Annotated in this window: 12 protein-coding genes; 4 read left to right on the forward strand and 8 right to left on the reverse strand. The window is 36.2% G+C overall.

Annotated features, from left to right (window positions below):
• Positions 1 to 2: 2 nt before the first annotated feature.
• Entirely contained in the window at positions 3 to 476 is a 474-nt protein-coding gene (locus tag A9G24_RS00130) for a PTS sugar transporter subunit IIA (RefSeq protein WP_065637220.1), read from the reverse strand.
• A 27-nt stretch (positions 477 to 503) separates the two neighbouring features.
• Positions 504 to 2270: a PTS ascorbate-specific subunit IIBC gene (locus A9G24_RS00135; RefSeq protein WP_065587454.1), complete on the reverse strand. Its 1767-nt coding sequence runs from the start codon at positions 2268 to 2270 to the stop codon at positions 504 to 506.
• 354 nt (positions 2271 to 2624) lie between these two features.
• Between A9G24_RS00135 and ulaR the strand changes: the two genes are divergently transcribed.
• Together ulaR and ulaG are read left to right on the forward strand one after the other, a co-directional pair.
• Entirely contained in the window at positions 2625 to 3386 is a 762-nt protein-coding gene (gene ulaR / locus A9G24_RS00140; protein WP_065587453.1) for an HTH-type transcriptional regulator UlaR, read from the forward strand.
• A 25-nt stretch (positions 3387 to 3411) separates the two neighbouring features.
• Positions 3412 to 4479: an L-ascorbate 6-phosphate lactonase gene (gene ulaG, locus A9G24_RS00145; protein ID WP_065637221.1), complete on the forward strand. Its 1068-nt coding sequence runs from the start codon at positions 3412 to 3414 to the stop codon at positions 4477 to 4479.
• Between the two features lie 123 nt (positions 4480 to 4602).
• On the opposite strand, the gene recG is transcribed toward ulaG, so the two are convergent.
• From recG to pmbA, 5 genes are all read right to left on the reverse strand, one after another.
• Positions 4603 to 6696: an ATP-dependent DNA helicase RecG gene (gene recG / locus A9G24_RS00150; protein ID WP_065637222.1), complete on the reverse strand. Its 2094-nt coding sequence runs from the start codon at positions 6694 to 6696 to the stop codon at positions 4603 to 4605.
• 5 nt (positions 6697 to 6701) lie between these two features.
• Complete coding sequence (gene spoT, locus A9G24_RS00155; protein ID WP_065637223.1) at positions 6702 to 8807, reverse strand: bifunctional GTP diphosphokinase/guanosine-3',5'-bis pyrophosphate 3'-pyrophosphohydrolase; 2106 nt, start codon at positions 8805 to 8807, stop codon at positions 6702 to 6704.
• An 18-nt stretch (positions 8808 to 8825) separates the two neighbouring features.
• Complete coding sequence (rpoZ, locus tag A9G24_RS00160) at positions 8826 to 9116, reverse strand: DNA-directed RNA polymerase subunit omega (protein WP_065637224.1); 291 nt, start codon at positions 9114 to 9116, stop codon at positions 8826 to 8828.
• 154 nt (positions 9117 to 9270) lie between these two features.
• Positions 9271 to 11013 carry a SulP family inorganic anion transporter gene (locus tag A9G24_RS00165; protein WP_218056166.1) on the reverse strand — a complete coding sequence of 581 codons (1743 nt, stop codon included), beginning with the start codon at positions 11011 to 11013 and terminating at the stop codon, positions 9271 to 9273.
• Positions 11014 to 11021: 8 nt separating this feature from the next.
• Positions 11022 to 12374 carry a metalloprotease PmbA gene (gene pmbA, locus A9G24_RS00170; protein ID WP_065637225.1) on the reverse strand — a complete coding sequence of 451 codons (1353 nt, stop codon included), beginning with the start codon at positions 12372 to 12374 and terminating at the stop codon, positions 11022 to 11024.
• Between the two features lie 77 nt (positions 12375 to 12451).
• Here pmbA and yjgA point away from each other — a divergent pair, with 77 nt between their 5' ends.
• Both yjgA and ppa read left to right on the forward strand, forming a co-directional pair.
• Positions 12452 to 12988, forward strand: a complete 537-nt coding sequence (gene yjgA / locus A9G24_RS00175) for a ribosome biogenesis factor YjgA (RefSeq protein ID WP_065637226.1) — start codon at positions 12452 to 12454, stop codon at positions 12986 to 12988.
• Positions 12989 to 13051: 63 nt separating this feature from the next.
• Positions 13052 to 13582, forward strand: a complete 531-nt coding sequence (ppa, locus tag A9G24_RS00180; RefSeq protein ID WP_065561528.1) for an inorganic diphosphatase — start codon at positions 13052 to 13054, stop codon at positions 13580 to 13582.
• Between the two features lie 56 nt (positions 13583 to 13638).
• Here the strand turns inward: ppa and A9G24_RS00185 are convergent.
• Positions 13639 to 14320 (reverse strand): transposase (locus A9G24_RS00185; protein ID WP_255307212.1); only part of this gene is annotated, 682 nt, incomplete at its 5' end.

Raw genomic sequence — 14320 nt, forward strand, 5'->3', positions numbered from 1 at the left:
ACTCAACCTCCGCTCAAAGCCTGATCAATAACGGCATAAACATCTTCTTTTGAGTTACATCGTCTTAATTTGTCAAGATCGATGCCGGTTTCGCTATCTTCATCATCTAAGATTTGGGTCACTTCCATTAATCCTTCCATATGTTGATCAGACGTACTGCCAGCAAGCGTCACTAAAACATCCACTGGTTCATCTTCACCTTCAAAATAGACGGGATTTTTTAAGGTAACTAAAGCAAACGCAGTTCGATTTACGCCGTCTTCAGGTCTGGCATGTGGCATAGCAAAATTTGGTGCAATAATAATGTAGGGTCCCATTGTTTTAACGCAGTTAATAATGGCATCGTAATAGGACGGCTCTATCGCTTTTGATGCAACTAACATATCCGTGCCTAGCTTGATAGCTTCTTGCCAGGTTGCAACATCTGCTTTGAGCAAAATAGAGTTATTCTCAATTAATGATTCTTTTAAAGCCATGTTGTACTCCTTTTTTTATTGGAAAATCTATTTAGAAATTACTTGATTAATCAGCTTAATAAGCTCATCACCAAAAGTTTGTGGATTAAGCATATTTTGTACACCTAACGCATACTGACCTTCATTAACTTCAATTTCATGAATAAGATGTTTTGAAGCAACAATAATATCGACATTAGGAAGACGTGATTTATAATCAGTCACTGCACAAGAGTCCATTTCATTCGGGATTCCTTTTTTATTTAAGTAATTGGCAATTTTCATTTTCATCATCATTGAGGAACCTTGGCCACTACCACAGACAGCCAAAATGCGAACTGCGCGATCTTTGCTTGTATCGATATCATCCATTTTTTCAACTACAGCTTTATTGATATCTTGATGTTCATCATTTATCTCTGGTTGATTTTTTTGCATGGCTTCATCCAAACGTAACTGTTTAGCAGCAAAGAACATATAAAGCATGGCTAATGCAATAAGCACATAGATAAATAAATGCGAAATAGATAAACCTTGTAAAATCGGGGGAAATAATATTGCCCAATCAGCCATTCCCATCCAAGAATCAATCGGTGTACCATTTTGTGCAAAAATATAAATGACCCAAGCCGAACCAAACACCTCTATCATGCCCATTACAAAACAAATTTTCATAACGGCCTTCCAACCACCAAAGTGGTTAGCAAAAACACCAATGGTTGCGTTCGAAAAAAACATCGGAATAAAACCAGGAATAATCATGATCGGTGATTTAAAGACAAGTAATAAAGCAATCGCTAAAAATTGTCCTAATGCTCCCCAAATAAAACCAAATACCATGGCATTAGGCGAAAATGCATAAATGGCAGCACAATCAATCGCCAATACAGCATTGGGAATTAATTTTTCTGAAATACCTTTAAAGGCTTCAGACAGCTCAGCAACAAACATACGCACACCACTTACAATCACTTGGATCGCCACAGCAAATTTAAGACCAGTTTCAAAAATATAGATTGTCCAATGAGTTGATCCCGCCATGGTTTGCAAATTATCTAAACCAAAAGAAAGTAAAATAATTCCGAAGAAAAATGTCATAACAATAGTGGTTGCAGCGATACTATCATGAAAAATGTGCAACCATTTAGGTAGTTTTAAATTATCCACCGAATCGTTTTTATTCCCCAGTTTGGGCGCTAATTTAACGGCAATCCATGATCCAATTTGTTGTTGGTGACCAATTGAAAATCCAGCACCACCGGTGACAGCCTCAGTGGGTTTAAACATCATATTCGAAAAGATCCCCCAATAAAGCGCGATAATAACGGCTGAATAGATAATGGTTTCCCACATACTGTAGCCAAAAAGAAAGTAAAATAATGCAATTAAACCGACCTGCTGAAACATAATATGGCCAGTTAACATGATGGTTCGAATACCTGTTATACGTCGAAAAATCACCAACACGATATTAATAGCCAATGCTAACAATACTGCATAACCAACCCATGAATAGTTTTCATGCATGCCATTTTCAACGGCCACCATTGATGCATAGGTATCAATAATAGATCCCTTAATGCCATGATACTCTGCCAGTTTAGCGATAACAGGTTTGAAAGTTGAAACTAACACGCCAGATCCAACTTGTAATAACATAAAACCCACAATGGTTTTGATGGTACCTTTTAAAATTGTTGTTATATCTTTACGTAATAGACAATAACCTAACATTGTTACCAAACCCAGCAACAAAGGCGCCTTTGTCATAACTTGACTATAAAAAATATAAAATACGTTATAGATTACTTCCATATGTTCCTCTCATCAGTTATCGACATTTCTCATTACTCAAACAATACATCTCGAAAATCAAGTTTTATCAAAATTAAATCACATCGATATCTTCCACAATCAAAATAATTCATTCAATGATTATTTTTGATTAATTTGACAACGATCACTTTTCCAAACGATTAATAACCGCACCTGTGACACTTATCACATTTTGATAAAAAAGCACGAGCAAAATTTTAAGTTAAAGTTATTATTATCAATGAATTAGATAACTACTTTAGTGAATTAAATTTTAAAATAATTGACATAAATACAAATGAAAATTATCATCAATTTAAATCACATTTAATCAACAATTATAAAGAGGTTATAATGAACGAGCTATCTCGGCATAACGAAATAGTGGCATTAGTTAACGAAAAAGGTATGGTTAAAGTTACTGAGTTAATTTCACTTTTTGCTATTTCACCCGCAACTGCTCGGCGAGACATCACAAAACTGGATCAAGAAGGACGAGTAAAAAAAGTCCGCAATGGAATTATGCGATTAGAAGAAGTAAAACCAACTTGGGTACCAATTGATAATCACAATACTGACCATTATCACGAAAAAGCACGCATTGCCATACGTGCTGCTAAACTATGCAATAATGAAGAAAACATTATTATAAACTGTGGCTCGACAGCATTTTTACTCGGTCGCGAACTGTGCGGTAAAAATGTCTCAATTATTACTAACTACTTTCCATTAGCGTGTTACTTAATTGAGCATGACCATGAAAATGTCATCATTATGGGAGGATTATACAACAAGACACAAAATATTATTCTTAACCCCATTGCCAATATTACCAATTCTTATGCAGGCAAATGGATGTTTACCAGTGGTAAAACATTAACGCCAACCGGTCTTTATAAAAACGAAATTTTAGGCGCTGTTGCTGAACAGCAAATACTTGAACAAGTCGAAAATTTAGTTGTTGTTGTTGATAGTTCAAAAATTGATAAAAATGCCAATTCAGGCATGCTTTTTTGTCCTGTCAATAAAATCGATATTTTAATTACTGGGAAACAAGCAAATAAGGACGTGATTGAATGCATTAAGGAGCAAGGCGTTAAAGTTATTTTAGTTTAACTATAAATTGTAAAAGGAACAAAGTATGAGTAAAGTGAACGAAATTACCCGTGAATCATGGATATTAAATACATTTCCTGAATGGGGAACCTGGCTTAATGAAGAAATAGAAACGACAGAAGTTAAACCCAACACATTTACAATGTGGTGGCTTGCTTGTACCGGTATCTGGTTAAAATCAGCTGGTAATACAAATATATCTGTCGATTTTTGGTGTGGCACTGGAAAAAAAACACACGCAAATCCATTAATGAACAAACAACATCAAATGATGCGTATGGGTGGCGTGCGTGAATTACAACCAAACTTAAGAACCAGTCCATTTGTTCTTGACCCTTTTGCAATAAAACAAATTGATGCCGTCATGGCAACGCACGATCATGCCGATCATATTGATGTCAATGTGGCTGCTGCGGTCATTCAAAACTGTTCATCTAAAGTTAAATTTATTGGTCCTAAAGCTTGTGTAGAATTATGGAAAAGTTGGGGAGTTCCAGAAGATCGCTGCATTGTTGCCAAAGTTGGCGAAACAATTCAAGTTGGTGACATAACCATTCGTGTATTAGACTCTTTTGATAGAACTTCACTCGTTACTCTACCCAAAGGCGTATCATCTACAGATAAATCTATTTTAGATGGCATGAATGACAGAGCAGTTAACTATCTATTTGAAACAACGGGTGGTTCACTTTATCACTCTGGTGATTCACACTATTCTAATTATTATGCAAAACACGGTAATGATTATAAAATTGATGTTGCATTGCTATCTTATGGCGAAAATCCACGTGGTGTAACAGATAAAATGACTTCAGCAGATATCTTGCGTGCAGCTGAATCACTCAATACTAAAGTCGTTATTCCTTTCCATCATGACATTTGGGCCAACTTCCAAAGTGACCCGCGTGAAATCGAAGTGTTATGGCAAATGAAAAAAGATCGCCTAGATTATCAATTTACGCCATTTTTTTGGCAAGTGGGGGGGAAATATACTTATCCAACCGATAAACATAAAATGCATTATCAACATTATCGTGGATTTAGAGATATCTTTACCGATGAGCCAGAATTACCTTATCGCTCATTCTTATAACTCTGCAATTTTATGTTAACTTTAATGTGTGGACTAAAAACAACAATGTTGAAGCCCACACATAAACTCATTATCTGTAAATGAGTACAACATTAAATATCTGTTCAAAAAATACTGCAACAATTATACATTAATATATTTTTCACAATTTGGCAGCCAACAGTTAACTAATTGTAAGGCGCTTTGCGGATAGTTTGTTTGGATATCATAAGATGCGTGTTGGATTTCACTAATCAAATGCTGATCACGAATCAAATCAACCACTTTAAAATTAGCCGTACCCATTTGGCGAGTCCCTAAAATTTCACCACTACCACGAAGTTCAAGATCTTTTTGGGCAATAATAAAACCATCATTACTTTCACGCATTACTTTCATGCGTGCTTGGGCGACTTTGCTTAGGGGCGCTTGATACATTAATACACAATGAGATACAGCCGAACCTCGTCCAACTCGTCCACGTAACTGATGCAATTGGGCTAAACCTAAACGTTCTGCATTTTCAATAATCATTAAGCTAGCATTAGGCACATCAACGCCAACTTCAATAACTGTTGTGGCGACAAGCAATTGAATTTTTCCGGCTTTAAAGTCTTGCATGACCGATTGCTTTAAATCAGATTTCATTTTTCCATGCACTAACGCAATACTTAAATGAGGTAAACGCGCCTGTAATTCAGCAACCAGCATTTCAGCCGCTTGTGCATCAAGCGTTTCAGACTCTTCAACCAAGGTACATACCCAATATACTTGGCGATTATCTAAACAAGCTTGGTTGACACGTTCAATGATCTCATCTCGGCGAGTATTAGGTACTACAACTGTAGTGATAGGCGTTCTGCCTGGTGGTAATTCATCAATAACTGAAACATCGAGATCAGCATAAACTGTCATGGCTAATGTTCGGGGAATAGGCGTTGCGGTCATAATTAATTGATGTGGATAAAGATTATCTTTAATACCTTTTTCCCAAAGACTTAGGCGCTGATTAACACCAAACCGATGCTGTTCATCAATAATCACTAAACCTAACGAATAAAATTCCACTTGATCAACAAACACCGCATGTGTACCAATTAACAGGGTAATTTCACCATTTAAGATACGCTCATAACGCTGACGCTTATTTTTAGCGGTTAATCTCCCTGATAACCAATCCACAGAAATACCAAGAGGAGCAAACCATTGTTTAAAATTGTGATAATGTTGCTCTGCTAATATTTCAGTCGGCGCCATTAATACCACTTGTCGATTATTTTCTATTGCATTGAGTGCTGCTAGTGCTGCAACTAACGTTTTGCCAGAACCAACATCTCCCTGGATTAATCGCATCATTGGAATTGGTTTTGCCATATCCTGATAAATATCTTGAACCACTCGTTGCTGAGCACGAGTGGGGTTAAAAGGTAATGAAGATAAAAACGGTTTGATAAACTGTTGACTAACATTCATTGCATAAGCTTGTTGCTTTTGATTATCGGTTTTCAACATCAACATGCTTAAATGATAGGCGAGCAATTCTTCAAAAATAAACCGTCTAATTGCAGGGTGTTCCCCATTCGACAATTGCTTTATATCAGTATCTATTGGTGGATTATGAATAATATTTAATGAATCAAAAACAGTGAAATAGCGACTCGCTAGCGGTGTCGGTAAGATTTCTTTTGGTGGGTTACGTTTTAATAGTAGCAGTGCAGTGCGTATCAATTTACGAATAATATTTTGCGTAAGTCCGTAAGTTGTTGAATAGACAGGCGTATATCTTTCTTCATTGCAATCAGAAGCTAACAATTTAGCTTCACGACTATCTTTAATTTTATATTGTGGATGAATTACTTCAGGATAGCTTTTTCCTCTTTTAACCTCACCATAAGCACTTACCCACTTACCTGGCGTTAAACTTGCTTTCATTCCAGCATTGAAATTCATAAATCTTAATATCGCTATTCCTGAGTCATCTTGAATATAACAAACTAACATTTGTTTACGTCTAAAGATCACTTCAGTTTTTATGATACACCCCTCAATCGTGGTATACTCACCGATAGCCACATCACCAATGGCACAAGTCAAAGTACGATCTTCATAACGCAAAGGAAAATGCAATAATAGATCTTTGACGGTATAGATACCTAATGTATTGAATTTTTTTTCTAAACTTGCGCCAATTCCTGTTAATTTTATCAACGGAAAATGGTCAAAAAAACGATTTATCATAATGACTAATTTATATTTCGTGTAACACTTACTACATCTGGTTGTAGTGACATTTTACGAATTAACTCATTAAGTTGTTGAGTATCTTTTACTTCAATCTGTAAGATGATTGTATAAATTTGTCTATCTTTTTCTTCAGTATTTAACCATTGCAAGTGGGTATTTTCATCATTAATAATTGAAAGAATATGTGCTAAAGAACCTTGGGTATTTAAAATATCGACCCAAATTTCAGCAACAAAGAGTTGAGAAATATTAGAAGCCCATTTAAGCGAAATATATTTGTCTGGGTTATGTTGATAACCCGTAATATTTTGGCAAAATTCATGATGTACTGTCAGTCCTTTTTCAGGGCTAACATGCCCAATAATAGGATCATTGGGGATAGGATGACAACACTTAGCAAACGTAACCAAAATGCCTTCACTGCCGGTAATAACAAGTGTTTTATTTGGCTCTGCTTTATTTGGTAACAGCGATTTATGTTCTAAACCTTTGACAATAAAATGACTCATAATATTGCCTAACCCAATTTCGGCCAAGACATCATCAAAATTGGATAATTTTGTTAATTCAACCACTCGATCTTTTTGACTCGATGATAGCCCACTAATACCTCCAGATTTAACTAGCGAAAGGTTAAGTAAACGCCGTCCTAATTCAATTGCATCTTCACGTTTAAGCGTTTTAAGCGCATGACGGATACGAGACTTTGCTTTAGCGCTAACTACAAAATTTAACCAATTTGCGTTAGGCTGCCCTTCTGGAGAGGTAATAATTTCCACGGTTTGTCCGCTACTTAGTGGTTGTGATAGAGGATAAGGTTTACGATCAACAATCGCACCAATACATTGATAACCAATATCCGAATGAACTGCATAAGCAAGATCAACAGCTGTCGCCCCCTCAGGTAACTGAACAATACGTCCTTTAGGGGTAAAAACATAAATTTCTTTAGGGAATAAATCTGATTTTACATTTTCGATAAACTCAAAAGAATTACCTACACTTTGTTGTAGTTCTAACAAACTTTGCATCCAGCGTTGCGCTTTAATTTGCGTGGTAGTATTCAACTCATCTTTTTCATTATATGCCCAATGTGCAGCAACTCCCATTTCAGCCATTTGATCCATGTCTTCAGTACGGATTTGTACTTCAACCGGTGTGCCGTGTGGTCCAATTAATGATGAATGTAACGACTGATACCCATTCGCTTTAGGAATCGCTATATAGTCTTTAAAACGATAAAGCCGTGGTTTATATAAATTATGTACTAGTCCAAGCACACGATAACAAGCATCGACATCTTTAACCACAATTCTAAAAGTGTAAATATCCATAATCGAATGAAACTGCTGTTCACGCAGTTTCATCTTTTGATAAATCACATAAATATTTTTTTCGATACCTGTTACTTTGGCATCAATATAAGCATCGAGTAATCGCTGCTTTATTTCAGACAAAATTCGTTGAATCAGTTCTTTCCGTTTATTTCGCGCTGTTTTAATTACTTTTTCAATCACTTTAGCGCGATTAGGATGCATTGCTGTAAAGCCTAAAATCTCGAGTTCAGTTTTAATATGATGGATACCTAAACGATGAGCCAAAGGAGCATAAATTTCGAGAGTTTCTTTGGCAATGCGACGGCGCTTGTCAGGTCTTAAGGCACAGAGTGTGCGCATGTTATGGGTGCGGTCAGCTAGTTTAATTAAAATAACACGCACATCTTCGGTCATGGCAAGCACCATTTTCCGAAAATTTTCAGCTTGTGCCTCTTGTCTATTACGGAATTTTAATTTATCAAGTTTAGAAACACCTTCAACTAAAATGGCAACATGTTTACCAAATTTATTTGTAATATCTTGAAAGGTAACTGGAGTATCTTCGATAGTGTCATGTAAAAGTGCAGCAATAATAGTTTCATAATCAAGCCGCATCTCAGCTAAATTTGTCGCGACTGCAACTGGGTGAGTGATATAAGGTTCACCACTACATCGGAATTGCCCATCATGTGCATTTTTAGCAAAAAGATAAGCATCTTGAATCAATTCGACTTGTTTAGGCGGAAGATAAGATGCTACAACCTCTTTTAAGCTATCGAAATATTGCATAAGCAATTCCTGTAAAGCTTATTCGTACGATGGTGTATTTTCGAGAAGAATCGACTCATGAAGTGTTGCACGCACTTCTGCTTCTTCATCTTGACGTGCTTGGAAATCAGCAATATCAAGAATTTGTTTATTGACAAGACCTTCTTCTATTTCACGTAAAGCAACAACGGTTTCTTTGTCGTTTTCTTCCGGAACCAGTGGAGATTTATTTTCAACCTGTAGTTGACGAGCGCGTCTTGCTGCTACAATAACGAGATCAAAGCGATTACCAATTTTTTCTACTGCATCTTGAACAGTTACACGTGCCATTTTTACCTCTAAAATTGTTTACTAAAATGCTTCATTTGAAAGATCCAATATTGTACTTAAATTTGTAGGCGATTGTCTATATTAATATTCCTTCATCTATCAAAATCAAGGGATGTGAGATAAATAAAAACAATCTTGCCAATTTTATTAACGGTCACGATAACTGAACAGATTCATCATCAACTTTACTATTTATATGTTCCTTACTTTGGACTAATTTAACCGCAAAATAGAGATCATAAGCAAAATCAATATATTTATCATCAAGCTTAATATTCATTTGTTTAAACCAGTTTTTGATTGTTTTACGTCGACCAGATAAGATTAAAGTCACGTTTCTTACTTTTAAAGACTTTACTAATTCATCAATACCCGACAAAACACTCACATCTTTATAGGTAAAGCAAGGAATCGCATCGACAATCACATAATTTATAGACTCTTGCGCTTCGTCAATATAACTAATAATTCTTCGTTTAAAATAAGCAATATTGAAATACGTCAATGGGGAATTAAATCGATAAATCATCGTATTATTGAGCGGTTTTACATCTTGGCTTATTGAATGAATTCGACCACTTTCATCAACACCTAACAATTGATCGTTTGGCCTAAATACACGACGTAAAAATAAAAATAGCCCTAATAACACTGCTAACGCCATACCAGGAATAATACCAATAACCAGTACTGACACAAGTGTTGTCAAGCTTAAATAAAACGCATCTCGATCAAATTTAAAAAAGCGGATAATTGTTTGAAAATTGATCAAAGAAATTGAAGAATAAATTAAAATCACCCCTAATACGCAAGTTGGAATAAATTGCAAAGGTGAAAGAAAAAACAACACCACTATACCAATTAGCATTGCAGCAATAACCGAAACAAGCTGAGTTTTCCCCCCATTGGCATCATTTACAGCAGTTCTTGATGAAGTGCCACTAACAACAAAACCTTGAGATAATCCTGCTACAATATTGGCGATACCTAACGCTTTAAATTCGACATCAGCATTTGTCTCATAGTTATTTTTAGAGGCAAAACTGCGTACGGTTATCATCATACTCACAAAACAGATGATGGCAATATTAAGTGAAGGGACAACTAAATCACGCATTAAACCTTTATCAAAATCAAGCCATGATTCGACAGGAATAAAATCACTGCTCACATTACCGATAATACGAATATTAAAATATTCAAAATTAAACAACCATGAAAAAAATGTCATCACAATAACGGCTAACAGCGGCGCTGGGTATTGAGGCTTTAAACGCTTTAAAACAATTAAAATTAATAACGTAAAAAATGAAACCAGTGCAGTACCTATATGGATTTGTAGTATTTTAAAGGGGAAATACACAATTCGCTCAATCAAATAAGAATAATCATAACTAAAGCCCAATGTTTTGGCTAACTGATCAACCATAATGGTGATTGAAATACCATTTAGTAAACCAATTAAAATAGGCTGACTAAGCAAGTCGGCCAAGGCACCCAGATGCAACTTCCCTGCGATGATACACCAAATACCGATCATGATTGTTAATATCACAACTAATTGCCAACGCAAGATTGGATCATTTGCCGCTAACGGTAATACAACAGCCGCAACCACAGCACAAGTAGCCGTATCAGGCCCAACAATCAGTTGCTTAGAAGAACCAAAAAGCGCATACACAATTAAAGGCAAAATGGTCGAATACAATCCTGCTATAGCGCCAACGCCTGTCAATTCAGCATAAGCAATTGACACGGGTAATGAAACAGCGGCAACCGATAAACCAGCCTTAAGGTCAAAAGTAAAATATTCGCGTTTATACTGTAATAAACTGCTTAATCCTGGCATCCATGAAGTTATTTTCTGAAAAAAAGTACTTTTTAAAAACCTGCCCATACTGATCCTTATTTTCCGGCTATACTCATATTATCAATCAAAATCGAACCACATTGGATATTCGTTCTTGTTTCAATATCATTACCAATTGCCACAATATTCTTATAGATATTTTTAAGGTTACCAGCAATGGTAATTTCGTTAACTGGATATTGAATTTGGCCATTTTCAACCCAAAAACCAGTGGCTCCACGCGAATAATCGCCAGTCACACTATTAACACCTTGCCCCATTAACGAAGTTATAACAACACCTTTATGCAATTTTTTAAGCATATCATCAAAACCCGCATTAGTTTGGCTTGGTGATACAAACCAATTATGAATTCCACCTGCATGCCCAGTCGAGGTTAAACCCAATTTACGCGCAGAATAGTTACCTAACAAATAAGTTTGCAACACACCTTGCTCAACAATATTACGTTGAACTGTTTTGGTACCTTCACTATCAAAAGGTGATGAACCAACGCCTTTTAGAATATGAGGATCTTCATAAATGGTTAGCCAATTAGGAAAAACAGTTTGCCCAACACTGTTTAATAAAAACGAGGACTTACGATAAATTGCCCCACCACTTATGGCGCCCACTAAATGCCTAATCAGCCCAACGGCAACTTCCGCACTAAATAGCACTGGCGCTTGCATGGTTGGGAGTTGCTTAGCGCCTAAATGTGAAATCGCTCTATCAGCCGCTTGCATACCAACCCAATTTGCTGATTTTAATTCACTAAAATCGCGTGATGAAGTATAAGCATAATTACTTTCCATCTGCCCTGCTTGTTCAGCAATGACAGAGCATGAAAGTGAATGTGAACTTGCGCAATAACCTTGTAACATCCCTAAACTATTACCGTACACATAAACACCATAGCGACTACTAAAATAACCGCCATCAGTATTAATTAATTTTGAATGATTGAGCGCGATTAACTCAGTTTGTTTGGCCTGCTCAATAGCATTATCGACATTCAAATCACTTGGGTAAAATAAATCTAAATCGGATGGATTAAATGCCATTTGGCTTACATCGCCCAAACCAGAACAAGGATCGGGCGAGGTATATTGCATAATATTAATGGCCATATCCACCGTGTGCAAAATGGCTTGAGAGGACAAGTCATTGGTTGACGCACTGCCTTTACGTTGATCTTGATAAACAGTAATGGATAATGCCCCATCACTATTAAATTCCACATTTTCGGTTTCTCCCATCCGCGTACTTACACTAATACCAGTTGATTGATTAATTGACACCTCAACTGCATCAACACGAGGTTTTGCTTGTTTAATGGCATTAGCAACAATCGCCGATAAATTCTCTTTTTGATGTAAGGCTTCTCTTTTAATCTGTTCAATACTCATTTTATTATTTTCTACAATTCTGCCAGTGATACGTTATAATAAGCCAGAATTGAATATTAGTTAACAAAAGAAATAACATGAATTACAATCAAGAGACAAATCTAGAACCCAACTTCGCTATTGACAATGAAGACGAAGAAATCATTTACGTTAGTAAAAGTGAAATCAAACGCGATGCCGAAGCCCTAAAAAAATTAGGTATCGAGCTTGTCAATTTAAGCAAAAACGAACTGGAAAAAATCCCTCTTGATGAGGATCTTATTTATGCCATTGAACTTGCGCAGAAGATAAAAAAAGAAGGGTATCGCAGACAAATTCAATATATTGGCAAGCTTCTACGTAGCCGAGATATTGAACCTATTAGCCAAGCGCTTGATAAGCTCAAAAATCGCCACAATCAGCAAATTGCTTTATTTCACAAACTTGAAAAGCTACGCGATGACCTGATTGCAACTAGCGATGCTGAAACCATTATGGACTTATACCCAACAGCCGATCGCCAGCAACTGCGCACTTTAGCTCGTTTAGCTAAAAAAGAGCAAGAAGCAAATAAACCCGTCAAATCGGCAAAGCAAATTTTTCAATATTTAAAAGAATTGAGCGATACAAAATAATCTTTATAATGTGCGCTTATTGTTATTAACAAACACATATAAACTTAGATAGAGGATACAAAAATGGGACTTTTAAATGTACCAGCAGGTAAAGAATTACCAGATGATATTTATGTTGTGATAGAAATTCCAGCTAATGCTGATCCAATAAAATATGAAGTCGATAAAGATACGGGTGCTGTATTTGTTGACCGCTTTATGGCAACAGCAATGTTTTATCCATGTAACTATGGTTATATTAATCACACATTATCATTAGATGGTGATCCAGTTGATGTATTAGTCCCAACGCCATACCCACTACAACCGGGCTCTGTTATTCGTTGTCGCCCAGTCGGGGTATTAAAAATGACTGACGAAGCAGGTCAAGATGCAAAACTGGTTGCAGTACCTCATAGTAAACTATCAAAAGAATATGATCATATTAAAGATGTTGATGATTTGCCTGAATTACTAAAATCGCAAATCAAACACTTTTTTGAACAATACAAAGCATTAGAAAAAGGTAAATGGGTTAAAGTTGACGGTTGGGACAATGCTGAGGCAGCTCGTAAAGAAATTATTGAGTCATTTGAACGAGCAAAAAATAAATAAGATTGAGTGATAAAAAAATAATCGTTCATTAAAGCCATAAATACTATTTTATGGCTTCAGATTGATGACAAACCTCGATATAATTCGGGGTTTATTTTTTTATTTAAACCATAAATAGGATTTTTAATTTGGATTTTATTAAATAAATTAAAAAATAGCTTAAAAAAACGTAACAAAAATAGCTTTATCGCTATTTTCTTGATATTTTGAGCCGTTGCGGCCAATAAACACTGCATTTGAACCTGCGCTCTTCCTCTAAATCGTGCATAGCGATGTCCGTGGTGTTGTTTAGCATCAGCAAAGCTGCGCTCTATGGTTTCTTTTCGCCGAGCATAGACTTTTTTACCCCACTGACTTAAACGAATCTCGTTGGCTTTCTCTTTATCTGCTTCCCAGATATGCCGTGTGATGACTTTCTGTGTATTTTTACTCTGTGTACACTGTGACAATAACGGACAGACTTTGCAGGTTGTTGCATCAGAATGATAATGACGATAACCTTCCCTGCTGGTAGTTTTATATATTAATGTTTGCCCGTTTGGGCAAGTATAAGTATCGTTTTGACTGTTATAGATAAACTGCTTTTTTCTGATGGGATTCGCACCATGGGTGGGACGACGATAACCCAACACCGGATATATCTGCTCTGCCAGCAGTAAATGGCAAATGGGAGCCGTAAAATAACCCGCATCAAGACCGACACCAACCGGATTAAAGCCAAACCGCTCTAACTGGCGT

Origin of the sequence: Gilliamella sp. App6-5 (assembly GCF_001690525.1) — a bacterium.
Classification (GTDB): Bacteria; Pseudomonadota; Gammaproteobacteria; order Enterobacterales; family Orbaceae; genus Gilliamella; species Gilliamella apicola_H.